Origin of the sequence: Coleofasciculus sp. F4-SAH-05 (assembly GCF_040222985.1) — a bacterium.
Lineage (GTDB): Bacteria > Cyanobacteriota > Cyanobacteriia > Cyanobacteriales > Coleofasciculaceae > Coleofasciculus > Coleofasciculus chthonoplastes.
This window is the reverse complement of sequence record NZ_JAVKBY010000058.1, coordinates 1-24069: the sequence shown is the minus strand read 5'-3', so window position 1 is coordinate 24069 and position 24069 is coordinate 1. Positions and strand designations below refer to the sequence as shown.

The window sequence follows — 24069 nt, the reverse complement described above, 5'->3', positions numbered from 1 at the left end:
GCGGCTTGATGTGCTTGTAAATTTATCATGGTGATGTAGCTATAACCGGAGAAGACAAAAACAAGAAAAATCAATAAATAGCGAAAAATAAATCAACTAATTCCGCCAACAACTTGTTAGACTTAGAACATTCAGACAAAAACAATGGAGTCTAATATGTCCGAAGAAGCGGTATTTAATTTGTTTGAAACCATGGATAAAGATCCAGATTTAAGCCAGCGACTCACTGCCATAGAAGATCCAGCAGAAGTCGCCCGGATTGCTGAATCGGAACTGGGCTTGAACGTCACAACAGAGGAACTGATCTCTGCCGTAGCTTCAATGCAGAACAGTGAGGACGAATCGCCAAAGGACGAGTTGAACGAGGAGGAGTTGGAAGCAGTAGCTGGTGGGCGCTGTATCCCTTGGCCTCGCCGTTGGCCTCCCCGCCGTGGCTGGTAGGCGTTGGTAAGAGAAGGATAAAAGGACGATACTCCTGCCTTTCCTCATAGACCCTTTCGTCTCTGCTCGGTTCCGACCTAACAGTCTGGATGAAATTTAGTTTCATGTTGACACGCCCCAGGTACTGTTGATTTTGGATTTGGGGTTTAATGCTATAGCAATAGACACATCTGTTAGGACAAATACACGGGTGGAGACGTTCCACGCATTACGTCTCCACGAATGCATCATCGGTAATAATTACTTAATGTATAAGCCCAAATAATACATTGAAAACAAGGAAATAAACTATGGAAATTCACATGATTGGTCATGCTTCTATCTTCGTCAAGACGAAGGATTGTCGAATTTTGATGGACCCGGTGCTTTGGGATCCCTTTTATGGAGGAACGAATGAAGTATGTCCTAAGCGGGAAGTCATTCATGAACAGATTCCAGAGTTTGACTTTCTCGTCATATCTCATAACCATCTCGACCACTTTGATATTCGGTCTCTTGCCTATCTTCCTAAAACAGTCGATGTTTTGATTCCCAGGGATAAATTGATAGAAAATTACCTTCGACAACTAGGGTATTCTCAAATTTATCCATTGAAAGACTTCAATGAAGTTAAAATTGGTTCTACAAATTTGTTGACAACCCGTTCAGAGAACCGTGTGCCTGAGTATGGCATGGTATTTGCTGATGAATCAGGTGTTTTTTGGAATCAAGTCGATACAATACTAAGTCCGAAAACAATTAAATTTGTCTTATCTCGCTATCCCCAAATAGATTTTTTACTGGCAACGTGGCAACCTATGTTAGAAGGTTGCTATCAGTTTAATAAAAGTATATCTTTTCCCTACGCAATCTACAATCAACTGCTTTACAATATCAGTTTGATTCAACCGAAAGCAATTGCACCTGGAGCTAATGGCTTCAAGCATGTTAATTGTTCATCTTGGCTAAACCAGATTGTATTTCCAGTCACCCGCGAACAGTTCTGTCAGGATGTCAAATCTGTCTGTCCAGAAATAGGGCAAAATGTCTTTCCCCTCGATCCAGGAGATATCCTAACATTTACTGACAGTAAATTCTGTCATTTGCCGAAAATGTGCGAGTATGTCAGGCAGGTAGCAGATAACCGGGAAAGCTTAGCATTTTCGCCCGTGAAGTTGGACGCTGAATTAAAAGATAATAATCCCCAAGATTATGATGTAGATTTTTTGAAAAAAGAAGTTGAAAAAGAAATTTGTTTGAAGCTGCCTAAATTTATAACAGAGAATTGGGACTCTTTATTTCTAGAACATCGGAAATGGAAAATTATTTATCAATTAGAAGTGACATTTCCGGATGGCAGCCAACAGTGGGTATTTGACTTCTCAGATAAAAATATTCAACCTTATAAGGGATATAATCCTCTGGCTAACTTTTTTACTTACATTACAGCTTCAGGTTTTTACGGGCTTCTCAATGGCACTCTAAGTCAGGAGTATATGCAAGGAGGTTATTATCGGAGATATCATAAAGTTTACTTGGTGACTTCGGTTGGCATTACGTATCCTACTTCTACAGAACTTATAGAAGAAGTTCTAGAAGATCCCCTTACCTTTATATTTTCGGCAAATCAGCAGAACATTTATTCAGAAAAGGCTCTGGATTTAGAACTAGAAAAATGGAGCATTCCTAACAGAGATGGCTCTGAATCAATTAAGAGAAAGAATCCCATGATTAAAATTGGAGATGTACTCTTAAAGCCGACGCAGGAATTAAGTTTATCCTGGGGATTCCTCAAGAACTAGCTCCCCCAGCTTAACCGCATTTACCAAACTGCTCAAGTATTTTAGCAAAGCTGCAAGAGTTTATGGGTTTAAGCTCATAGGATTTACGCAAAGCCCCTATTTGTAGGGTGGGGAGAGCGAAGCGTAACTGACATGAATCCATCAAGTTTTATAGCAACCGCCATAGCTGTTATAACACATCATTTATGTAGAGATGCGCCATAGCGCGTCTCTACAATTAAATTTGTCATTTTGATGTAGCTATAACGGGAAAAACCAAAAACAAAAAAATCAATAAATAGCGAAAAATAAATCAACTCATTCCGCTAAACACTTGTTAAAGTTAGATTATTCAGACAAAAATAGTGGAGTCTAATATGTCTAAAGAAGCTGTACTGAAACTTTTTCAAACCCTCGATAAAGATCCAGATTTAAGGGAGCGACTCACTGCAATAGAAGATGTAGCAGAAGTCGCCCGGATTGCTGAATCGGAACTGGGATTGAACGTCACAGCAGAGGAACTGACCTCTGCCGTAGCTTCAATTCAGAACCCTGAGGGCGCATCGCCAGAGGGCGAGTTGAACGAGGAGGAGTTGGAAGCAGTAGCTGGTGGGTGGTTTGACAACTGGAAGGTAAAGGTCAAGCCAAAGGCTTGGTAAGAGAAGGATAAAAGGACGATACTCCTACCTTTCCTCATATACCCTTTCGTATCTTCTGGGTTCTGATCTAACAGTCTGGATGAAATTTAGCAGCCATTGCGTAACTTTCATGTTGACAATACCAGGTACTGTTGATTTTGGATTTTGGGTTTAATGCTAACACGTCGAATCCAACTAGAGCCGACTGTTGCGCTCAAAAATACCGTGCCTTTGTAGGCAAAATTCTTGATCATGGGTGGCATACTCCTGTCGTGTTTGCTGCCCATTTTTAAACACCCCTTGAAATTTGAGATTAAATTGAGATTTACACTCTCAAATAGGTAGGGACTTGAAATTGGGAATAGAGGAATGCATTTGCCACCACATTGTCGAAATAGGAAAGCGGTGCAACTTTCTCTATCATGATCAATACTTCAGGCAAAGAAAATAGGAGGCTACTATGTCTAAAGAAGCTGTAATTAATTTTTTTAAAACTCTCGATAAAGATCCAGATTTAAGGGAGCGACTCACTGCGATAGAAGATCCAGAAGAAGTCGCCCGGATTGCCGAATCGGAACTGGGCTTGAACGTCACAGCAGAGGAACTGTCTTCTGCCTTAACTGCGATGCAAAAATATGATGATCTCCCACCAGAGATTGAGTTGAGCGACGATGAGTTGGAAGCCGTGGCTGGTGGGTGGTTTAAAAACTGGGTAATAAATACCCAAAAGGTTGATTTTAAAAAGGTTGATTTTCAAGTCAAAGGAGGTCAAGGGAAATGGAGTCTGGAAATAAAAGGAGGCTGGTAATAAAAGGAAGATAGAATGATGGCTGCCGCGCTTCCACCGTACATTATTTCTGTTCTGGCTAGGTTCTAATACCAACTTCATAAGTCCTGGCTACAGATATTTGTCTGGTTCCCCAGATGGCGAGACTTATGAGAAATCCGAGTACCGCATTATCAAAATAGGCATCATGAGCTGCGCTCACAACAAAGGAATGTAAATTCTTAACCTTCAACCTTCTAACCTTCAACTTATTTTCAAGACAGGAGACAAATGATAGTAAAAGCGCTGGATGCTTGGCGAAATATCCTGAGTACAGAGAATGTATTAACGGACACAGCAACCGTCTCTGCTGCCCAAACGGCAACATTTGCAACAAAGCAGCGTGTTCTTGCCTTGATTCGACCTGGTAATCGTGCAGAAGTTCAAGAATGCGTCAGAATTGCCAATGAATACCAAACGCCAATTTATCCGATTAGCTGTGGCAAGAATTGGGGACTAGGTTCACGGGTGCCTGTCCAAGATAATTGTGTAATTTTGGATTTGAGTCGGCTCAATCAAATTGTAGACTATAACGAGAAATTAGCTTATATCACCGTAGAACCTGGAGTGACGTTTCGCCAAGCGTATGATTACCTGCGCGAACAAAAATCGAACTTGTTTCTATCGGTAATCGGAGGTTCCCCTGATGCTAGTTTGATCGGAAATACTTTAGAGAGGGGAGATGGATTCGGTCCCCATGGAGACAGACTTGACCACGTTTGTGAACTTGAGGTGATTTTGCCAACCGGAGAATGCGTTCATAGTGGATTCGGACGTTTTGCAAATGCCAAAGCCGCAAAAATTAGCCGTTGGGGAGTTGGACCTTATTTTGATGGTATATTCACCCAGTCTAACCTTGGCATAGTCACCCGAATGACGATGTGGCTGATGCCAATTCCCAAGTACCCCCAGCTTTTTACCTGTACTATTATTGATGCTTCTCGTATTGATCAACTCATTGATGCCGTTCAATCTCTCGTGTTGCAAGGAACGATCAAGACTAATAGTTTCAGTCTTTGGAATTGCTACAAAATTCTAGCGGCTGAGGGGCGGTATCCTTGGAAAAAAATGTTAGGTCAAACGCCTCTATCGTTGAAGCAATTAAAAGGTGCTGAGCCTTGGTTTGGGAATGGAACCTTATACTCTGCCAGTCGAGAACAAGGTTTGGCAGAACGAAAGTTGATTGAGCAGGCATTAGAAGGTAAAGTCGATCAACTAATTTTTAGTGATGAAGATAGTGACGCTTTCAAGGAAAATACATTCATCGGTGTTCCCAGCGACGAAAATATTTCAAGTACTTACTGGAGAAAAAAAACGCCAATTTCTTCACCGATGAACCCAGATAGAGATGGGTGTGGTGTTATCTGGCTTTGTCCAGTTTTACCCTTTGATGGAGAGCAATTTTTACTGGCGATTAAAATCATTGAATCAATCTTTGATTCTTATCGTTTTGAACCGAATCTAGGACTAAGCTTTCCATCAGGACGAAGCATTCATGTATTTATAGCAATTATTTACGACAGAGACGTAGCGGGTGAAGATCAACGTGCCATGGAATGTCATGACAAAATTCTTCATAGTTTGATACAAGAGGGTTACATTCCTTACCGCTTAGGTATTCAATCTATGAACTCTTTGCCGCCCACACAAGACGACTATGGAAAATTAATCAGTACATTGAAACGGGGACTCGATCCAAATAATATACTGGCTCCTGGTCGATACGATTTTAGAAGTGAATGGTTTGACACAAATTATTAACTCTATGGGAAAACAATGAAAAAACATACCTTTGAAAAAGGTAATATCTTTAGGAACAATATCATTGTAAAATGACAGGATTCATTATTTAGTTAATTGCTATTAGCTATGACATCAACTATCGCAGGGCAAAATCCAAACAGAATTCAAAACATCGTTATCGTTGGCGGCGGCACATCTGGCTGGTTATCTGCTGCTTATCTCAGCAAGGCTTTAAATAAAAGTGGGGGTAATCCCTGTACCATTACTTTGATAGAATCATCAGATATTTGTACAGTTGGCGTTGGAGAAGCTACTCTGCCGACCCTTATTTATACATTATCAGATTTTTTGGGAATCCCCGAACCTGATTGGATGATCGAGTGTAACGCTACTTTTAAGCTGGGGATAAAATTTGTTAATTGGTCTGGTCAGCCAGATCAAAATGTATTTTGGCATCCCTTTGGTGGTGAAGATATATTTTGGGATCCTTTGCGTCAAGGCTCGTTAACTAAGGAATTAAGAATTCCCATATCTCATTATTGGCTCAAAAGGAAGTTACAGGGCAATCCTGAACCTTTTGACTACAGTTGTTTTGAATCTGTGCATTTGTGTGCGGCTAAAAAGTCTCCTAAAACTGACGGCAATCCTAAGTTACGGTCTATTGAATATGCCTATCATCTAGATGCCGGACTATTAGCTAATTATTTAAAACGAAAAGCCAAGTCTGAATCCGTTAAACACATTGTCGATAATGTGTTAGATGTTTCCTTAAATGAGAAAGGGTTTATCAGTCACTTAACAACTGAAAATAATGGTAATATTTACGGTGATTTATTTATAGATTGTTCTGGATTTAAAGGACTGCTAATTAATCAAGCACTACAGGAACCTTTTATCTCTTATTCCGACTCGCTATTTTGTGACAACGCCATTGCTATACCGATGGCATACGACGCTGAGGATGAATATGATACTCGCAATGGGGGAATCAACCCTTACACAACCGCAACTGCATTAAGTTCAGGATGGGCATGGAATACTCCTTTAGTGGGAAGAAGTGGCAATGGATATGTGTACTCAAGTGCCTTTATCTCGAAAGCAGACGCCGAGGCAGAATTTAGGCAACACTTAGGTGAAAAGTCGCTTCACCTAGAAGCCAAACATATAAAAATGAGGGTGGGACGAACCCGGAATGCTTGGGTGAAGAATTGTATTAGTATCGGGTTGAGCAGTGGATTTATTGAACCCTTGGAATCTACAGGAATATATTTAATTGAAGCTGGATTAGAGAATTTACTTCATAATTTTCCGGATCGGCTATTTCAACCAAACTGCATTGAAAATTATAATCGGATTATGAGAGAACAATATGAGGAAATACGCGATTTTATTGTGATGCACTATTGCTTAACTAAGAGAGAAGACACCCCTTTTTGGCAAGCTAATAAGTATCATCCGGCTATCCCAGAGTCATTAAAGGAAAAATTAAAACTATGGCAGCTTACATGGCCAGACAATCCGACTATTATCTGTAGACAGAAAATTGCAAAATTATTTCCTGACTACTCCTACACTTGTATTTTAGCTGGCATGGGTCATTTCCCCAAACATAGTTTGCCAATTTTAGACTATTACGATGACAATGAAGTGGAGCAAAATTTTTTAGCGTTAAAAAATTACGCAGATGCTTTAAAAAATGCTCTTCCCGCTCATCATGAATACATCAAACAGCTTCCTTCAAAAAGTTTTAAGTTCCAATGGAAACAGAGACTATCTTCGCCAGCACTGTAGATAGTAATGTGCATTATGATCTCCAAGATAGCTTAATACATTCGCCATAATTCCGCACAGAGACATAAATGGAAACAACTCTGACTAAATGTTATATACGAAAGCGCAACGTCTTTCCAATTGAGTACCTGAACGACTTGCGTTCGCAGATCATTTCTTCCCCTTATTTAGCAGCCAATCAACTCAGCAACAGCTTTTTAGGAACAAAGGGATTCTCGGTAATCTTTAAACGCTCAGGCATCAGTGAAGTTGAACGCAATTTACCGTTTTTTGAACCCTATTTGAAGGCTGCCCTAATGCAAGAATGTAATACCTTTTATCTCAATCCATTGGTACTAGAGGGCGGAACCTGTGTAGAGCCACACGTTGACTGTAGCATTTCCTTATATAGCAGGAAGTTAACAATTCCAAATCTTGTGAGTGTCCTCTACGTCCAAGTACCGCATGATCTACAAGGGGGAGAACTGCTGCTAGAAACTGGCGAAGACCAAGTCGTACAAATTCAGCCGCAAACCAACACCATGCTTTTCTTTCGCGGCAATTTAGAGCATTCAGTTAATCAGGTCAAAAGTTCACAGCCTCGAATCAGTGTAATTTGCGAACAGTACAATTTGAGTGAAACTCGACTCCAGCAGATTCCAGAGTTTGAGATTCAGTCTGAGGCTGATAAACGTTACAACTAAAATATTTCCATACTACGTCGGATAATCACGGTTTGTGCTACCTACCTAGCTTGGCACTACTTCAGGAAGTTTTATCTCACCATAATTGTTAAACTATATAAGAATGACATTTAGAGGGCAAGACTCTATGCTTAAGGACTCCCAGATTATTAGCATATCTCCTGAAGTTATGGGGGGGACTCCAGTTTTTGCCGGAACCAGGGTTCCTGTGCAGACATTTCTCGACTATCTCAAGGCAGGCGAATCCATTAACGATTTTTGGGATGGATTTCCAACCGTGACAAAAGCACAGGTTATTTCCTTTCTTGAAGAGGCTGGAAAGCAGCTTGTAGGATGCGTTAGCGATAGCGTAACGCATCATTATTCTCAATCAGCCCACGCACAAAATCGATTATAATTGCCTGAATACAATCGGTATCTTTCCATGACCAACTACCGGAGAAATAAGATTGAAGGCGGGACCTACTTTTTTACTCAGGTTACGCACCACAGACAACCTTGGCTGTGTCAGGATATTAGCCGTTTCTTACTTCGAGCCGCATTCCTCAAGGTGCGTCAAAAATACCCATTTCAGATTGATGCGATTGTTTTGTTACCTGAGCATATTCATTGCATCTGGACTTTACCAGCCAACGATAGTAACTATGCCACTCGTTGGCGGTTGATTAAAAGCTATGTCACCAAGCATGGGACTTCTCAGTTACGCGATCGCTAACGCATCCTACAAGATCATTTGTGAAGGTTAAACTTGACTCAGAAATACTAGGAGAGCGATCGCGTGGCTTCCATTACCATTGATCTTTCAGATAGCCAATTGCAAAAGTTACGAGATTTGGCAAGAGTGCATGGAATTGCGCTCGAAGTTCTATTGAAGGCAAGCTTAGAGGATTGGCTCAATTCTCAAAGGAGCGAGTTTGTTGATGCAGCCAATTATGTGCTGACCAAAAATGCTGAATTGTATCAGCACTTAGCATAATGCGTTTTCGTCCTAAACGCTTTAGCAAGGGTATGTCCTTTGCTAGATTAGCTTGCCCTTAATCCAAACCAAGCTCAATCATAAGTTGCTGGTGAGAAATATTCTGACTGGAGCGACTTTTCCGTTTTTGCTTTAATTTGCCATCAGGAATATCTTTCAGGGTTAGTGCTGGTAACTTTAACGCTTCCTGAAAAGATTGTATATCTTCTACTAACTCGTCAAAAGTGCGTCCTGAAGGTTCAACTGCCTTGGCGCTACAGGCTGTAATAGAACCATCTTCAGCGTAGAATACTTCGCGAATAATATAGTCACCATCCGCTTCTTGGAAAACCCGATAGTTCCAGGTTATCGTCATAATTCCTCCTTTTGTCCCCCGAAGAAAAAGTTATAGCAACCGCCATAGCGGTTAGGACACATCATTTATGTAGAGACGTTGCATGCAACGTCTCTACATATTAGTATTAGTTGAAGGTGTTATTGCTATCATTGAATTAGCTGGGAGGGTGGCAGATCAAGCATTCAACAGCGAACTGACGAGCAACCCCAAAGCCGCGATCGCATAAATTTAGTTAAGAACTATAACAATTTTTTTGTGAATCACATTAATTCTGATGACCTATGATTTTATCGGGTTATTTACCATCTAAATTCTTCGGCTTTTATTACCCATCAAAATTTGTTTAAGCCCCGATACTTATGTATTTTATCAAGATATTTACAGAATAGAATAAGCGTAGTAGGCTCAAGATTAACGTTTCGCCATAAGCGCAGTGGTAAACAAGTCTCTGCCCCCCGAACTCCTCCGTCAGCCTGACCTCCTAGACGTGAAGCGGTCAACACCTTCAGTTCCTGTATCAAAAACCATTCATTCCCAGTTATTTTGTCAAAATAGAGAACAACAAAATCACCCCCTAATTGAAATTGGTGATGGATTGTGGGACTGGAATTTGCAAACCAACACAATTTACTTTTCCCCTGCTTGGAAAGCCATGCTGGGCTACCAACAATCTGAAATCGGCGACAGTCCTATCGAGTGGTTACACCGCATACATCCTGATGACGTTGAAAAAGTAAGGGCAGAACTCACAGCGCATTTAGCCGAACGTACCCCCCAGTTCAAGAACGAACACCGGATGTTGCACAGAGATGGAAACTATCGCTGGATTCGCTCTCAGGGGCGTGTGGTTCGGGATTCTCAGGGCAAACTCTACCATATGGTGGGATTCCAGACTGACATCACCGCCTACAAAGAAGCTATAGCCGCTTTACACGACAGTGAAGCACAGTTTCGCACTGTTGCCGAAGCTCTCCCCTTGCCCGTCATCATTGCCAGTGCGCCACAGGGACTGATCCTTTATGTGAACCAGAGCTATGCCAAAACACCCTCCAATTCCCTGTTAGCGTTGTCTGCTGAGGAATTAATGGGTCGTAACGCGACCGACTTCCTTGACAATCCCGCTGACCAAAAAGTCTTACAGAATCTTTTCCGCCAAAATGGCTACATTCATCACTACGAACTGCAAGTCAAACGAGGAGACGGGAGATCCATTTGGATAGACTTGTCCATCCAAACCCTGTCAGATAACGACCAAAATCTTTTTCTTGCCTGTTTCTTCGACATCACCAAGCGTAAGCAGATAGAGGCAGAACTCAATCAGGCGCTGAATCTGTCAAACTTAGCCCAGGAGTTCACGACTGAGGACGAACATAACGAAGACTTACCCACTAAATCCCGACCTTCTTTGACTAAAGTCTTCAGTTTCATCGAAGCCAACCATCGAAATCCGATTAGTTTGCGAGACGTGGCTCAGGCGGTTGGTTACTCCGGTGCCTATTTGACCAATTTAGTACAGCAAGAAACCGGACGAACTGTTCTCCAGTGGATTACAGAATACCGAATGGCAGAGGCACGCCTGTTGCTACTTAAAACCCAAAAATCAGTCAATCAGATTGCTATAGAAGTGGGTTATCAGAGTACAGAGCATTTCATCCGTCAATTTAAAAAACTTCACAAAACAACCCCCAAAGCCTGGAGAAATGAGCATAAAATCAAGTAGGCGTGGACAATGATATTAGCGATGGTCTAACCATGATAGAGAATGATTTTGACAATTTCAAAGACTTGGAAGCTCAATTAATTGAAAGAGCGTGGCAGGATGAGGCGTTTCGACAAGCGCTGCTGTCCAATCCCAAGGCAGTTATTGAGGCAGAATTCGGAAAAAAACTTCCTGAAGACCTGCAAGTTACCGTACTTGAAGAAACCCCTAATCTTATTTATATAGTGTTACCCACTAATCCCGATGAATTGACCGACCAAGATTTATCGGATGAGGAGTTAGACTTAGTGGCTGGAGGCAGTATGTTCACCGTTATGGGACCGAATCGTTTGAGTTTGTGCATCATTTGTCCTGGAGACAAGAAACCGACATGACAGAACTAACACCCAAAACTCGCCAAGACTTAGCCGCCGAACTCATTGCCAAAGCTTGGGAAAATGAGTCTTTCCGGCAAGAGCTACTCAGCCACCCCAAAGACGCGATCGCGAAACTACTAGGAATTAATCTAGCAGAAAACTTAGACATCAGAGTAGTGCAAGAAACCCCCCAAAACCTGTACCTCGTTTTGCCAGTGAAGCCTGATAATACTTAATCTTTATAGGACTTACGCAAAGGATCTATATGTAGGGTGTGTTAGCGCAGCGTAACGCACCTTAATTAATATATATGGTGTGGCTGCGTAAGTCCTGTTTTAAAGGGGGGGAGGAAGTAGAGTTGTAGGTTGGGTAGAGCGTAAGCGTTACCCAACACCATCATTAAATCGTTGGGTTACTCTACCCTTCGGGTTCTCCTGCGAAGTACGAGAAGGCTTCGCCTACGTTCCAAGGGTCCAACCTACCAGGGTAACAGGCTCCCGTTAAATTCTCAAAGGCAAGGAAGTAGTTTTGATGGAAAGACAGGAATTGAGAACGAGAATACTCAAAGCTTATGGTGCCAATGACTCGGACACTGAAGAATTACTTGCGTATAACGAAAATGTTTTTAATACAGCAAATTTAGAACCATCTATAAGCTTTCCCATTGCACCTGAACCTCATGTTGCTACCTGGGAAAATTATCGAGCAGAAGCTACAGAAAGGGGAACCTTTGAAACCCTAAAAAAAAGACTGATACAGTTGCAGTTTCCGATCCAAGCAGGAATTAGCCAAACCGAGGCATATCGAGGGGCTACTCGCCGAGGTGTTCCCGTTGATAGTATGGCTGAAGCGACAGGTTTAGTCTTAACCCAACCGGAACGATTACAATTAATCATACATCAAAGTATAGCTGGAACTATACCCGTTCTGATTGCCGGAAATCGGGAAGATTTCGTGCTTTTGGTGCAAGCACTGACAACAAAAAATGAACCGAAACCCGTTCCTGCTTCTATGGGAGCTTGTATGGTGGCTGGGTTTAATAACTGGGACAGAATTCGCCAATATCGGCAAAAATGGGAAGCCAACCATCCTGATAACACCGACGAAGCCAGTTGGATGGCTGAGTTTAAACGGCTGATTCCCCAAAAAGAATTGTATCAGGATCGGTTTATGATTTTAAGCCAAGGACCATACAGCGATGTATCCGCTCAGGATATAGGAGTAAACGTAGCTGAGTGGCTAAGACTCTCCCTCGTCATTCGGCTGGAACATGAATGCACCCACTACTTCACGCGCCGTCTGTTTAACTCGATGCGAAACAACCCGCTCGACGAATTAATTGCCGATTATAGAGGAATTGTCGCCGCTATCGGTTACTATCGGGCTGATTGGTTTTTGCGCTTTATGGGGTTGGAGTCATTTCCCAACTACCGACAGGGAGGTAGGCTGCAAAACTATCGAGGTAGCCTCTCACCGGGAAGCTTCAAAATTTTGCAATCCTTAGTCGTTTCCGCCGCTAGAAACCTGGAAGCTTTCGAGCGTCAGCTTCTCAAACCTATCAATCCCGCCGCGATGCTAACTACTCTGTGTTGCCTAACCTTGGAAGAATTGGCTTCTGATGCCGTAGATACCTATCTTTCTGAGGGGTTAAATTTATAAAAAACGAAAGATACGTCAATTACAATCGGTAAATACGTCAATTATATAATGCCTAACCTGTTTTATGATTAAAGACACTTTAAGGCTTAATTCCTATGTAGCTGGATTTATTGCACTTAAATTCTTCTAAGACATTATGCTCACCTATCAAATTTAATTTGGGAAACAAAAATCAAAAACATTGGTTTTCTGAATCCTTTTGATGTACTCTTTTGATGGCACAGTTCACTCAGCACTTGGCAATCCCCTTCTGTCGAGAGAATGTACCAGAGGTAGCCGGTTCGTCTGGAACTTCCCCCATAACGCGCTATCTGTCCATCTTTAGCAAAATACAGGAAATTTAGATGATGGCACAATTATTACTGAGTGAACTGAGTAGTAGCGACATCGATTGGATGATTGCGACAGGTCAGCAACAAGAAGTTACACCCGGTAGTATAATTATTGAACCCGGTAAAACAATTGATAAATTGTACATCCTACTGGATGGCAGTTTAACAATGACGGTCTCCCAATCTCCAGGAGAAGGCAACCTCCTTGCCGGCGCCTTTGCTCTCTTAGAAGGGAACGAGGTTTCAGGACGAGAGGTTGCCAAATTATCGAGTGGCGAAATAGCTGGAGAGGAATTCTTACTGGAAACTCGCCCACCCATTACGACAATTCGGGCGTTTGAAAAATCTCTATTGTTGTCAATTTCTCACCAGCAACTATCGACAAAACTTACAGAAGATATAGAGTTTGCTGCCCATTTTTATCGCATTGTGGCGATTATGCTTTCAGACCGACTCCAGGACATCTCTAATCAGTTAGGTCATGGCAAGATTAGTCAGAGTCAGTCACTGAAGGAAGTTTTATTTGTGTTTGGGGAATTTAGCGATAGCGACCTAGATTGGATCATTGCCATGGGTCGCACTGAAGAAATTCCGGCTGGCAGGACACTCATCCAAGAAGGGAAACCTGTAGATGCGCTGTATATTATCTTAAACGGAAAAATGAAGGTTTCGGTGGCTGAAGGAGACAGTAATCCTCTCACCCTTGCCTTTGCCACTTTGGGGTTAAGGGAAACGACGCAAAGAGAGGTAGCCAGAGTATCGAAGGGGGAAATTGTCGGAGAAACAGCCGTTGTCGGGTCAGGAACAGCTCCCAATACGATCCAAGCCCTAGATAATTCCTTAGTGTTGTCAATTCCCCGACAGCAATTGAAGGTCAAACTCGAGCAGGATGTCAGGTTTGCGGCGCGATTTTATCGCGCGATCGCAGCCCTATTATCCGATAGATTGCGATCGCTGATTACTCGCATCGGTTATGGCAGACGCACCTACAGCACCGGTCAATTGCTTGATGAAAATATTGAATATGAAGATGAATTAGACATCAGTGTCATGGATCAGATGTCACTGGCGGGAAGCCGATTTAAATGGATGCTGAGTCGCATTAGAACGAGTTAAATACTCATGGAAAGTTTCCCTTTTCTGTTACCAATAATGAACGATTGATGCCAGTTCAATGAACACACAAATAGGCTTGATTCAATGGTAGACCAAAAAACTTTATTTAGGCAAGAATCATTAGAACGTTTATCGTCCCCAGAACGTCTAGACCAACTCATGAAAGTTGTCAGTCCCAAAGACTGGCTGCCTTTAGCAACACTGGGTTCTTTGGTCGGTATAGCCTTCATTTGGAGTATTGTGGGACGAATTCCGATCACAGCTAGCGGTCAGGGAGTACTCATCTATCCTCGCCAAGTTGTGGATGTGCAGTCCACTAGCTCTGGACAGATTAAAGAATTGAAAGTGAAAGTGGGAGATCGGGTCAATGCCGACGATGTAATTGCCACAGTTGAGCTACCTGAAATTCAAAAACAGTTGCAGCAACAAAAAGAAAAACTCAAAGAGTTACAACAGCAGAATCGGGGAGTTAACCAGCTTCAAAGTGAACGAACCCAACTGGAACTTAGAACCATTGAGCAGCAGCGCCAAAGCATCCAAGAACGCATTCGCAACATTGAGGCGCTAACTCCGATTCTCCAACAGAGAATTACCTCATCGATCCAGCAGCAACGCCAGAGTATCCTGGAACGCATCAATAACACTGAAGCGCTGACTCCTATCCTGCGGGATCAAGGTCGAGAAGCACTCAAAGCTGAACGGGAAGCGATTGAAAGTCAATTGGAAAATGCGGAAAAATCCCGTATTGCGCTGAATAGACGGTGGGAGGTTCGTGAAGGTTTATTTAACAGACTAGCCACGGATACCAAGGGAGATCCGATCTTAGATAAAGATGGAAATCCGATCAAGGGTTCAATCATTACAGAGGATGTGGTTCTGCAAGCGGAACAAGATTACCTGAACAACGAAGCCAACATCGGTAACTTAAAAGCTCGATTGAGAGAACTGGAAGCCAGACAAACTCAAGCGGAAAAGAACTTTCGAGATAACCTGAATAGTATCTCTGAACTTCAAGCCCAGCTAAAAGAACTTGACGGGCGGGAGGCTGAGGCACAAAAGAACTACCGAGACAACCTGAATGTCCTATCAGAACTCAGAGCCCAGCTAAGAGATTTGGACAGCAAAATACCCAACCTGAAACAGCAGAACCTGGAATCTTTAACGTCCAGGCAAAATCAAATTCAGGAAGTGAAGCGGGAAATCGCTAAGCTAGAACTGCAATTACAAAAAAACAGCGAGATTAGAAGTCCCTACACTGGACGTGTCTTAGAATTCACGGTTACAAATGGACAGGTTCTCAGTCCAGGTTCTCGTCTGGGATCTATAGAAGCACAGAGGCAATCTAAAGAGTTAGTGGCTGTCACATTCTTTGCCGTTCAGGATGGTAAGAAAATCGAACAGAGAATGAAAGATCTTAAAGCCAAGGGTAAAGCGGTTGAAGTTCAAGTTACACCGACGACAGTCAAGCGAGAACGTTTTGGCGGTATTAAGGGGACTGTAACCGATGTATCAGCGTTCCCGATTACCAAAGAGGGTGTAGCTCTGAGTGTGGGAAATGCACAAGTGGTGGAGAGTCTGGTGACCCAAGTCCCACAGCTAGAAGTAGTTGCCCAACTTAAGCCGGATTCCTCAACATTTAGCGGCTATACCTGGTCTTCTTCCAAAGGTCCGCCAATGAAAATGACATCTGGAACCACAACCACCGTTAGAGCCACCGTGGAAGAAGTCCCTCCGATCACGTTTGTCTTGCCGTTCTTGAGGTCGTTTTTTGGGTTGAGCTAATCCATTTAGTCCTTACGCAAAGCCTCTATGTGTAGGGTGTGTTAGCGCAGCGTAACGCACCGCAAGCAGTAACCAATGACCAATGATCAAACTAAAGCTACCACCATTATTTAAACGTAAAGCATCTAGCCGAGTCAAAACCCCAACCCTGCTGCAGATGGAGGCAGTGGAGTGTGGGGCAGCGGCTTTAGGGATTATGTTAGGTTACTATAGCAAGATTGTCCCCTTAGCCGAACTGCGACGGGAATGTGGCGTCTCTCGCGATGGTAGTAAGGCATCCAATATGTTGAAGGCTGCCAGAAATTACGGACTCAAAGCCAAAGGGTTTAAAAAGCAGCTAGATAGCCTTCTGGAGCTAACCCCCCCCTATATTGTGTTTTGGAACTTCAACCATTTTCTAGTGGTAGAGGGATTTGTCAAGGGGCGTGTTTACCTGAATGACCCTGGAACTGGACCGAGGAGCGTATCGTTTCAGGAGTTTGACGAAGCCTACACCGGAGTCGTGCTGGTGATGGAACCAGACGAGGGCTTTCAAAAAGGAGGTCGTAAACCGAGTATTGTCAATGCCCTGCGCGATCGCTTAGTTGGCTCTATTCCAGTATTGACCTACTGTGTCATCGCTGGATTCCTACTGGTGCTGCCTCAGCTCGCCATTCCTATATTCAGCAAAATATTCGTGGATCAAATCTTAGTGCAAGGGATGTCAGATTGGCTACGACCCCTACTACTGGGAATGGGACTCACCGCCTTACTGCGAGGACTCTTGGAGTGGCTGCAGCTGCAATTTTTGCGACGGATGAAAATCAAACTGGGCGTGGAAATGTCCGGCAAATTCCTGTGGCATATTCTCCACTTACCCGTAAGTTTTTACGCTCAACGATTTGCTGGGGAAATTAGCGATCGCGTCAGTCTCAATGACGAAGTTGCCGATGTCATTTCTGGACGGCTGACTGCCACAATCATTGATCTGGTGATGGCGGTCATTTATGTCTTAGTCATGTTCTTCTATAACATCCCACTCACCCTGATTGGGGTGATGTTTGCTGCGATCAATATCTTCACATTGCAGTTAGTATCCCGCCAACGCAAAGATGCCAATATGCAACTCACCCAAGCCCATGGCAAAGTCGCCGGGGTTTCTATTTCTGGACTCCAGAGCATGGAAACGCTCAAAGCCTCTGGTTTAGAGTCAGATTTCTTTTCCAAGTGGGCGGGTTATTACGCCCAAGCGATTAACGTGCAAAAAGATTTGGGTGTTACTAACCAAACCCTAGGAGTACTGCCGTCATTTCTCAGTGCTGTCGCCGATGTGATGATTTTGCTAGTCGGCGGTTTGCAAGTTATCGAGGGAAATCTCAGCATCGGGGATTTAGTCGCCTTCCAAAGCTTATTACAAAGTTTCTTAGATCCCGTTAACAATCTCGTCAACTTTGGCAGTACCCTCCAAGCACTTGAAGGTGACTTGAACCGTTTGGATGATGTCTTGCAAAACCCGACGGAAGAGAGGGGGAGATGGGGAGACGAGGGACAAGTCGGTCAAGACAGCGATGGTTATGCTCACCCTGACTCTGCCTCTAGAGCCCCTCTACTTGCTTCGCCTCGTTTGGAAGGATATGTCGAGTTAAAAGATATTACCTTTGGATACAGTCGTGTAGCTGAACCCTTAATTCAAAACTTTAATCTCTCACTGCAACCGGGGCAGCGAGTCGCCCTAGTCGGTGGCAGCGGTTCTGGTAAATCGACCCTTGCCAAATTAGTCTGTGGACTCTACGAACCTTGGCAGGGTGAAATCTACTTTGATGGTCAACCCAGAACCCAAATTCCCCGCCATATCCTGACTAATTCAGTCGCCATGGTTGAGCAGGATATCTTTCTGTTTGCCGGAAAGATTCGGGACAATTTAACCTTATGGGATAGTACAATTCCGACCAGCAAAATTATCCAAGCTTGCGAAGATGCGGCAATTGACGATGTTATTTTTTCCATCTCCGGAGGCTTAGAGGCACAATTAGCAGAAGGCGCGACGAACTTAAGTGGAGGGCAGCGACAACGTCTGGAAATTGCTAGAGCATTAGTGAACAACCCCTCAATCTTAGTGATGGATGAAGCCACCAGTGCTCTAGATACAGAGTCCGAAGAAATTATCGATCAAAACCTGCGTCGTCGGGGATGTAGCTGTATTATCGTCGCCCACCGACTGAGCACTATACGAGATTGTGATGAAATCGTCGTCTTCGAGCAGGGAAAGGTGGTGCAGCGGGGAACTCACGAAACCCTGTCCCAGCAACCTGGGGTGTACGCCCGCTTACAAGAAAGCGAGGGGGAGCGGGGGGAGCGGGGGGAGCAGGGGGAGCTGGGGTTGTAGAGACGTAAGGCGTGGAACGTCTGGAGAGCAGAAATTAAATTTTCGCTTCTGGCTGCGAACAGTATTGGAAGGATAATTAGTTATCATGCAAGCGACAGAAAATACCAAGAGTGCGCCGGAACAGCTACATCGATTGAAGCGTAACCAAACCTTGCTATTGGATGACCCACAGACAGTTTGGATCATCGAATCGGGAGCGATCGCACTTTTTGCCGTTACTCTTAAACAGAACCATAGTCTCACGTCACGTCGCTATCTGTTCACGGCTAAACCCACAGAAGCGGTTTTTGGTGTCCGTGTAGATTTGGATCGGACAGGGGGAGCCTCAGATCAGCAACGCTGCCTCCTCGCTGTAGCTGTGGAAGAGACGGTATTACGCCACGTTTCTCCAGCTCACCTTGAGCAACAATTCGCTGATTGCCCGTCTGAAATCGGACGGCTGGTAGAGGGGTGGATTCATCGATTAGGTCGCTGGTTATCCCATGGTTCCCCCCCAGTGATTTCCTTGGAAACGGAGGGAATTCAACACTTAACCCTGAGTAAGGGACAAAAGCTCAAGCCAAAGCGGGATACTTTTATTTGGGTTCGAGTGATCGCCGGAGAAGTGAGTTTGATCGGCAATCCACAACTCGACCTGTCTAGCCATTCTCAATCGTTATGGTTACCGTTGAGTGACACCGTATGGCTAGAGGCAACAGACACAGCTGAACTAGACACGGTGAACCTTGACTATATCCGAGATTTAGATACTCTGCTCTTAAGTCTGAATCATCTTCATGACTATTTTTTCCGCTACATTCAACTAGTCCTTGAGCAGGAAATGCGGGAAGAATTACAGCGGTTTCGGATGAGGGAACGCCTCAATCGAAAGATGTTACGGGATGCTAATCGGGAATTAGCCTCTGTACTCAAACCCCAGGAGATAAGTTCTATTGCGGGAGGAACGGAGTTGCTTGTGGCAGTCGGTGCCGTTGGTCGTGCCTTGGGTGTTACGATTAATCCTCCGCGTCCGTCGGAAGATTTGCAACGAGTTAACGAGCTAGAAGCCATCGCTCGTGCGTCCCAAATCCGGATGCGGCAGGTGCTGCTCGTAGACCATTGGTGGACAGACGATAGTGGTCCCCTGCTTGCCTACACCCTTGGAGATAAGCACCCCGTCGCCTTGCTCAGAGCCAAGAATGGCTACGAATTGTTTAACCCCCAAGACAGGGTGCGGACTGCCATTGATGCCGAGGTGGCGGCAACCCTAGACCCCGTTGCCTATATGTTTTATCGCCCCCTCCCTGCCAAACCGCTTAAAAGTCTAGACATTGCCAAATTCGGATTTAAAGGGATAACTAAAGATTTACTGATAATTTTGTTGGTGGGGATGGCCTCTACCCTACTGGGAATGATTACGCCTTGGGCGACTGGAATCATGATCGAAGAGGCTATCCCTAATGCTCAGATTGGTTTATTGGGACAAATCTGTTTGGCACCCTTAGCCGCTGCCTTTGGTGCAGCCGCGTTTGAGTTGGCTAGAGGCTTTGCGATGATGAGAATGGAAACGATCGCAGATGCTTCTACTCAATCAGCTGTATGGGATCGTCTGCTCAAACTCAGCGTGCCTTTCTTTCGCCAATATTCCATCGGCGATCTAGAATCCCGTGTCTCTGCGATCGGTGAAATTCGCAGCAAGCTTAGCGGCACTACCCTGCGAACTATTTTTACCAGTTTCTTTTCTTTATTTAACTTGGGGCTGTTGTTTTACTATAGTGCCACATTGGCTTGGCTGGCTCTGGGTGTGGCTATTGTTGCTATTGCCTTCACGACTATTTTCGGTATTTTAACTCTGCGTCAATCACGTCCCTTGCAAGAACTGAAAGCAGATATATTTGGCATCATGGTGCAGCTGATTGGCGGGGTGGCTAAACTCAAAGTCGCTGGTGCCGAGGAACGGGCTTTCGCTTACTGGAGTAAACAGTACAGCAAACAACAAAAACTGGTGCTAATTAACCAGCAACTTGAAGATATTGTGCAACTGTTCAATACATTGCTGCCGACTATCAGTTCGGCTGTATTGTTCTGGCTGGTTGTCACCTTGAATAGCAAAGCTCAGGCTTCTGGAGGAACGGTGCTATCGATCGGGAGTTTCCTGGCATTCAATTTAGCCTTTGGCACTTTTATTAACGGGGCTGGTGATTTGAGTAATACCCTGATTGATGTTTTGGATGTGGTGACGCTGTGGAAGCGGGCGGAGCCAATTCTGAAAGCGACGCCTGAACTTAATCCCAATTCAGCCGATCCGGGCAGACTTTCGGGCAAACTGGCACTAGAGCGGGTTACGTTTCGCTACCGAGATGATGGACCCCTGATTTTGCAGGATGTTAGTCTCTATGCCAACCCAGGAGAATTTATTGCCTTCGTTGGACCTTCTGGAAGTGGCAAATCGACGGTGTTGAGGATGCTGCTGGGGTTTGAAACTCCTGTGTCGGGAACGGTTTCTTATGATGGTCAGGATTTGGCAGGGCTGGATATTTATGCCGTGCGCCGCCAGCTTGGGGTGGTGATGCAAAATGGTCGGATTATGTCAGCCTCTATGTTTGAGAATATCTCCGCAGGTGCCTTGATTACGATGGATGAGGCTTGGGAAGCCGCTCGGATGGCTGGGTTAGCAGAGGATATTGAATCTATGCCGATGGGAATGCACACGGTGATTAGTGAGGGGGGTAGTAATATTTCCGGGGGACAACGACAGCGGCTTTTGATTGCGCGATCGCTCGTGTTAAAGCCTTCAATTTTACTCTTTGATGAGGCGACTAGCGCTTTGGATAATCGCACTCAGGCGATCGTGAGTGAAAGTCTGGATAAGTTGCAGGTGACACGAGTGGTGATTGCTCACCGACTGAGTACAATTCGCAATGCTAACCGAATTTATGTGATTGAGTCTGGGCAGGTTGTGCAGGTGGGAAATTATGATGACTTGGCTAATCAGGAGGGGCTGTTTGCCCGATTAATTGCGCGGCAAGTTTAAGCTGAAGTTCCCCCCGTGCCGATTGGTAGGGGACACCTCGGCTTCGCTCGGTGTGTCAGATGGGGGAGAGTTTGATTGAACAGACCCTACCTAAATCAAGATACCATCTAGGGACTGCGCTCAACTTTTGTTCAAGAAGAAGCCGTTAAGAGATGAATCAAACCATCAACCAGGTGTTATTCGACATTAATACGGGAATCGTGAGGTCTACCGTAAGCAACCCCGGTCTCGCATACACGGGGCTTTAGCTAAGAAATTAGCCAAAGCCGTGCTTACCCGCCTAAGTCTTAACTGACTACGTTATCGGCAAGTGTTCAAGAACCTACCAGTGGATGCTCCTGCTAGTCCACTGCTCTAGAACCGAAAAGTTAAACAGTTTTAAGGTCACTGAAACAGTGCTTTTTGGATAGTTACCGACCGATAACATTGGCAAAGCTAACGTTACTGAAAAGGATAGACACAACAATGTCTAAACAACCCAATTACGTTTTTGTTCTTGATACAAACCGCAAGCCTTTGACCCCTTGCAAACCATCAGTAGCACGGAAGTTACTGATGGCTAGCAAAGCCAAAGTCTTTAAGTTGTATCCATTTACAATCATTTTGAATAAGGAACAAAAGATATTGAGCTGTTCTTAAGGAAAAAGCCTGATGTTTTAAAAAGAGTTATCGCTCAAGCTAAAAGACCTTTAAAAGATGCTGCTGCTGTTAATTCGACCCGTTGGGCTTTATTCAATAAATACTGTCAACAAATTCGTCAAAAGGATGGTTACAATTATGGTTTTTGAATATTGGAGGCGGTTAAAACCGCTACCGTGCGTTCCTCCCTGGTCTGAAGCTTGCCCGATAAGCGAAGCGAAGGGACACAGGGTTTCCCGCAACGGAGGTGTTTTGATGAAGTCTAATCAAGGGTTGAGCTATATCTGTTGCCGTTTCAGTTCCTTAACGGTGGCTTTAGCTTTCGCTTTCGCTACATCGGCAGCCAACGCCCAGATTACACCCGCCAATGATGGTACAGGAACTCAGGTAACTCAAACCGGAACTCAATGGGATATTGACGGCGGTTCTCTATCCGCAGATGGGGCGAATTTATTTCAGAGTTTCCAAGAGTTTGGCTTGGATGCTGGAGATGTGGCTAATTTTCTGTCTACACCCGCAATTCAAAATATTTTAGGGCGAGTAGTAGGTGGGAATGCTTCCTTAATTGATGGATTGATTCAAGTCACCGGGGGAAATGCCAACTTATTCCTAATCAATCCTGCCGGGATTGTGTTTGGGAATAATGCCCAGTTAAATGTGATGGGGGATTTTACGGCAACGACGGCTACGGGAATTGGCTTTGGGGAGAACCTTTGGTTTAATGCCTTTGGTGAAAATAACTACGAAACCTTAATTGGAACTCCCAATCAGTTTGCCTTTGACTCCTCACAACCGGGAAGTCTAGTTAATGCAGGGGATTTAGCCGTAACTGAGGGGCAGAATTTAACCCTACTTGGGGGAATCGTGGTGAATACCGGAGCCATCACTGCACCGGGAGGAACAATTACCATTGCGGCTGTACCGGGGGAGAATTTAGTCCGGATTAGTCAACCGGGAAACCTGTTAAGTTTAGAGATAGAAACGCGACAGGATAGTACAGGGCAGATTTTACCCGTGAGCCCTTTAGATTTAGCCGCCTTGCTGACAGGAGACGACAGCGAAACAGTGGAAACTGGGTTGACTGTAACACCAACCCAACAGGTGCAGTTAGCTGAATCTGAAATAACCATACCCCAGGAAGCCGGAACAGCGATTATATCTGGCAGTCTGGATGTGTCAGATGTCGGAAATTCAGACAATACATCCTCACCTGTGATGGGGGGAACTGTGAATGTATTGGGTAATAACGTCGGACTCTTTGCAGCCACTATCAACGCTTCCGGTAGAAAAGGTGGCGGCATCATTCATATTGGTGGAGACTATCAAGGACAAAATACCCTACCCCGTGCCAGACAAACCCTGGTTAGTGCTGATTCAACCCTTACGGCTGATGGTGTTTCCTCAGAGTCAGGCATAACAGCCGATGGGGGAGAAGTGGTACTCTGGTCCGATGAACTCACCCGCTTCTACGGTACCATCAGCGCTCGTGGGGGAAATAATGGGGGAAATGGGGGATTAGTGGAAGTGTCGGGGAAAGAATTGCTAGTTTTTACGGGGTTTGTCGATGCGGGAGCATCTTTGGGGGAAGCGGGGACATTGCTACTCGACCCGAAAACCATTACGATAAGAGACCCGAATACTCCCTTGGCCACCTTTCTCAATCCCCAACCTGTACAAGATGGCTATTTCGGCAACTCAGTAGCAGCAGTGGGCAGCGACATCCTGATTGGCGCTTCTCAGAACACCTCCGGGGGAGTCTCTCAAGCCGGGCAAGCCTTTTTATTTAACCCAACCGGAACCCTGCAGCACACCTTCGACAATCCCCAACCTGTACAAAATGGCAACTTCGGCATCTCAGTCGCGGCAGTGGGCAGCGACATCCTGATTGGCGC

20 protein-coding genes and 3 pseudogenes are annotated in these 24069 nt (G+C 44.5%); 22 read left to right on the top strand and 1 reads right to left on the bottom strand.

Going from position 1 to position 24069, the window contains the following annotated elements:
* The first annotated feature begins 144 nt into the window (after nt 1-144).
* The 10 genes and pseudogenes from RIG27_RS06740 (at nt 145) to RIG27_RS06695 (ending at nt 8858) form a co-directional block, all read left to right on the top strand.
* Nucleotides 145-441: a Nif11-like leader peptide family RiPP precursor gene (locus RIG27_RS06740; RefSeq protein WP_446343596.1), complete on the top strand. Its 297-nt coding sequence runs from the start codon at nt 145-147 to the stop codon at nt 439-441.
* Nucleotides 442-731: 290 nt separating this feature from the next.
* On the top strand, nt 732-2222 hold the full coding sequence (locus tag RIG27_RS06735; RefSeq protein ID WP_446343594.1) for an MBL fold metallo-hydrolase: 1491 nt from the start codon (nt 732-734) through the stop codon (nt 2220-2222).
* A gap of 356 nt (nt 2223-2578) precedes the next feature.
* The gene (locus RIG27_RS06730; protein WP_446343592.1) at nt 2579-2860 is read left to right on the top strand and encodes a Nif11-like leader peptide family natural product precursor; all 282 of its coding nucleotides are present in this window, start codon (nt 2579-2581) and stop codon (nt 2858-2860) included.
* Nucleotides 2861-3299: 439 nt separating this feature from the next.
* Entirely contained in the window at nt 3300-3647 is a 348-nt protein-coding gene (locus RIG27_RS06725) for a Nif11-like leader peptide family RiPP precursor (RefSeq protein ID WP_446343590.1), read from the top strand.
* 249 nt (nt 3648-3896) lie between these two features.
* Entirely contained in the window at nt 3897-5426 is a 1530-nt protein-coding gene (locus RIG27_RS06720; protein ID WP_446343589.1) for an FAD-binding oxidoreductase, read from the top strand.
* 108 nt (nt 5427-5534) lie between these two features.
* A complete protein-coding gene (locus RIG27_RS06715; RefSeq protein ID WP_446343588.1) occupies nt 5535-7199 on the top strand; it encodes a tryptophan halogenase family protein in 1665 nt (554 codons plus the stop codon).
* A gap of 137 nt (nt 7200-7336) precedes the next feature.
* A complete protein-coding gene (locus RIG27_RS06710; RefSeq protein ID WP_446343587.1) occupies nt 7337-7882 on the top strand; it encodes a 2OG-Fe(II) oxygenase in 546 nt (181 codons plus the stop codon).
* 127 nt (nt 7883-8009) lie between these two features.
* On the top strand, nt 8010-8279 hold the full coding sequence (locus RIG27_RS06705) for a DUF433 domain-containing protein (RefSeq protein WP_446343585.1): 270 nt from the start codon (nt 8010-8012) through the stop codon (nt 8277-8279).
* Nucleotides 8280-8306: 27 nt separating this feature from the next.
* A pseudogene (locus RIG27_RS06700) lies at nt 8307-8570 on the top strand (REP-associated tyrosine transposase); the annotation flags it as partial.
* Between the two features lie 90 nt (nt 8571-8660).
* On the top strand, nt 8661-8858 hold the full coding sequence (locus RIG27_RS06695; protein ID WP_446343583.1) for a DNA-binding protein: 198 nt from the start codon (nt 8661-8663) through the stop codon (nt 8856-8858).
* Between the two features lie 58 nt (nt 8859-8916).
* Here the strand turns inward: RIG27_RS06695 and RIG27_RS06690 are convergent, their stop codons facing one another.
* Nucleotides 8917-9213, bottom strand: a complete 297-nt coding sequence (locus tag RIG27_RS06690; protein WP_446343581.1) for a hypothetical protein — start codon at nt 9211-9213, stop codon at nt 8917-8919.
* An 82-nt stretch (nt 9214-9295) separates the two neighbouring features.
* On the opposite strand from RIG27_RS06690, the gene RIG27_RS06685 reads away from it, so the two are divergent.
* The 12 genes and pseudogenes from RIG27_RS06685 to RIG27_RS06630 all read left to right on the top strand — a co-directional run.
* Nucleotides 9296-9421, top strand: coding sequence for a hypothetical protein (locus RIG27_RS06685; protein ID WP_446343579.1), 126 nt, complete (start codon nt 9296-9298; stop codon nt 9419-9421).
* Between the two features lie 207 nt (nt 9422-9628).
* Entirely contained in the window at nt 9629-10915 is a 1287-nt protein-coding gene (locus tag RIG27_RS06680; protein WP_446343578.1) for a PAS domain S-box protein, read from the top strand.
* Nucleotides 10916-10917: 2 nt separating this feature from the next.
* A complete protein-coding gene (locus RIG27_RS06675) occupies nt 10918-11289 on the top strand; it encodes an NHLP leader peptide family RiPP precursor (RefSeq protein WP_446343576.1) in 372 nt (123 codons plus the stop codon).
* Nucleotides 11286-11507: an NHLP leader peptide family RiPP precursor gene (locus RIG27_RS06670; RefSeq protein WP_446343574.1), complete on the top strand. Its 222-nt coding sequence runs from the start codon at nt 11286-11288 to the stop codon at nt 11505-11507. The genes RIG27_RS06675 and RIG27_RS06670 overlap by 4 nt, the downstream gene beginning before the upstream one ends.
* Nucleotides 11508-11802: 295 nt before the next feature.
* Entirely contained in the window at nt 11803-12930 is a 1128-nt protein-coding gene (locus tag RIG27_RS06665) for a DUF7005 family protein (RefSeq protein ID WP_446343653.1), read from the top strand.
* Between the two features lie 344 nt (nt 12931-13274).
* Entirely contained in the window at nt 13275-14378 is a 1104-nt protein-coding gene (locus tag RIG27_RS06660) for a cyclic nucleotide-binding domain-containing protein (RefSeq protein WP_446343572.1), read from the top strand.
* Between the two features lie 84 nt (nt 14379-14462).
* On the top strand, nt 14463-16160 hold the full coding sequence (locus RIG27_RS06655; protein ID WP_446343570.1) for an NHLP bacteriocin system secretion protein: 1698 nt from the start codon (nt 14463-14465) through the stop codon (nt 16158-16160).
* An 82-nt stretch (nt 16161-16242) separates the two neighbouring features.
* Complete coding sequence (locus RIG27_RS06650; protein ID WP_446343568.1) at nt 16243-18525, top strand: NHLP family bacteriocin export ABC transporter peptidase/permease/ATPase subunit; 2283 nt, start codon at nt 16243-16245, stop codon at nt 18523-18525.
* 85 nt (nt 18526-18610) lie between these two features.
* Nucleotides 18611-21538, top strand: coding sequence for an NHLP bacteriocin export ABC transporter permease/ATPase subunit (locus RIG27_RS06645; protein ID WP_446343566.1), 2928 nt, complete (start codon nt 18611-18613; stop codon nt 21536-21538).
* 465 nt (nt 21539-22003) lie between these two features.
* Nucleotides 22004-22153: pseudogene (locus RIG27_RS06640) on the top strand (RRXRR domain-containing protein); the annotation flags it as partial.
* A pseudogene (locus tag RIG27_RS06635) lies at nt 22150-22278 on the top strand (RNA-guided endonuclease IscB); the annotation flags it as partial. The pseudogenes RIG27_RS06640 and RIG27_RS06635, both read left to right, overlap by 4 nt.
* A 154-nt stretch (nt 22279-22432) precedes the next feature.
* Nucleotides 22433-24069 (top strand): filamentous hemagglutinin N-terminal domain-containing protein (locus RIG27_RS06630; RefSeq protein ID WP_446343564.1); only part of this gene is annotated, 1637 nt, incomplete at its 3' end.

What these genes read in the sequence shown, in the direction of transcription:
- RIG27_RS06685 (WP_446343579.1), top strand. Translation starts at nt 9,296, where the DNA reads ATGCAACGTCTCTACATATTAGTATTAGTTGAAGGTGTTATTGCTATC.
- RIG27_RS06725 (WP_446343590.1), top strand. Translation starts at nt 3,300, where the DNA reads ATGTCTAAAGAAGCTGTAATTAATTTTTTTAAAACTCTCGATAAAGAT.
- RIG27_RS06660 (WP_446343572.1), top strand. Translation starts at nt 13,275, where the DNA reads ATGATGGCACAATTATTACTGAGTGAACTGAGTAGTAGCGACATCGAT.
- RIG27_RS06665 (WP_446343653.1), top strand. Translation starts at nt 11,803, where the DNA reads ATGGAAAGACAGGAATTGAGAACGAGAATACTCAAAGCTTATGGTGCC.
- RIG27_RS06720 (WP_446343589.1), top strand. Translation starts at nt 3,897, where the DNA reads ATGATAGTAAAAGCGCTGGATGCTTGGCGAAATATCCTGAGTACAGAG.
- RIG27_RS06730 (WP_446343592.1), top strand. Translation starts at nt 2,579, where the DNA reads ATGTCTAAAGAAGCTGTACTGAAACTTTTTCAAACCCTCGATAAAGAT.
- RIG27_RS06705 (WP_446343585.1), top strand. Translation starts at nt 8,010, where the DNA reads ATGCTTAAGGACTCCCAGATTATTAGCATATCTCCTGAAGTTATGGGG.
- RIG27_RS06650 (WP_446343568.1), top strand. Translation starts at nt 16,243, where the DNA reads ATGATCAAACTAAAGCTACCACCATTATTTAAACGTAAAGCATCTAGC.
- RIG27_RS06670 (WP_446343574.1), top strand. Translation starts at nt 11,286, where the DNA reads ATGACAGAACTAACACCCAAAACTCGCCAAGACTTAGCCGCCGAACTC.
- RIG27_RS06740 (WP_446343596.1), top strand. Translation starts at nt 145, where the DNA reads ATGGAGTCTAATATGTCCGAAGAAGCGGTATTTAATTTGTTTGAAACC.
- RIG27_RS06735 (WP_446343594.1), top strand. Translation starts at nt 732, where the DNA reads ATGGAAATTCACATGATTGGTCATGCTTCTATCTTCGTCAAGACGAAG.
- RIG27_RS06715 (WP_446343588.1), top strand. Translation starts at nt 5,535, where the DNA reads ATGACATCAACTATCGCAGGGCAAAATCCAAACAGAATTCAAAACATC.
- RIG27_RS06690 (WP_446343581.1), bottom strand. Translation starts at nt 9,213, where the DNA reads ATGACGATAACCTGGAACTATCGGGTTTTCCAAGAAGCGGATGGTGAC.
- RIG27_RS06645 (WP_446343566.1), top strand. Translation starts at nt 18,611, where the DNA reads ATGCAAGCGACAGAAAATACCAAGAGTGCGCCGGAACAGCTACATCGA.
- RIG27_RS06655 (WP_446343570.1), top strand. Translation starts at nt 14,463, where the DNA reads ATGGTAGACCAAAAAACTTTATTTAGGCAAGAATCATTAGAACGTTTA.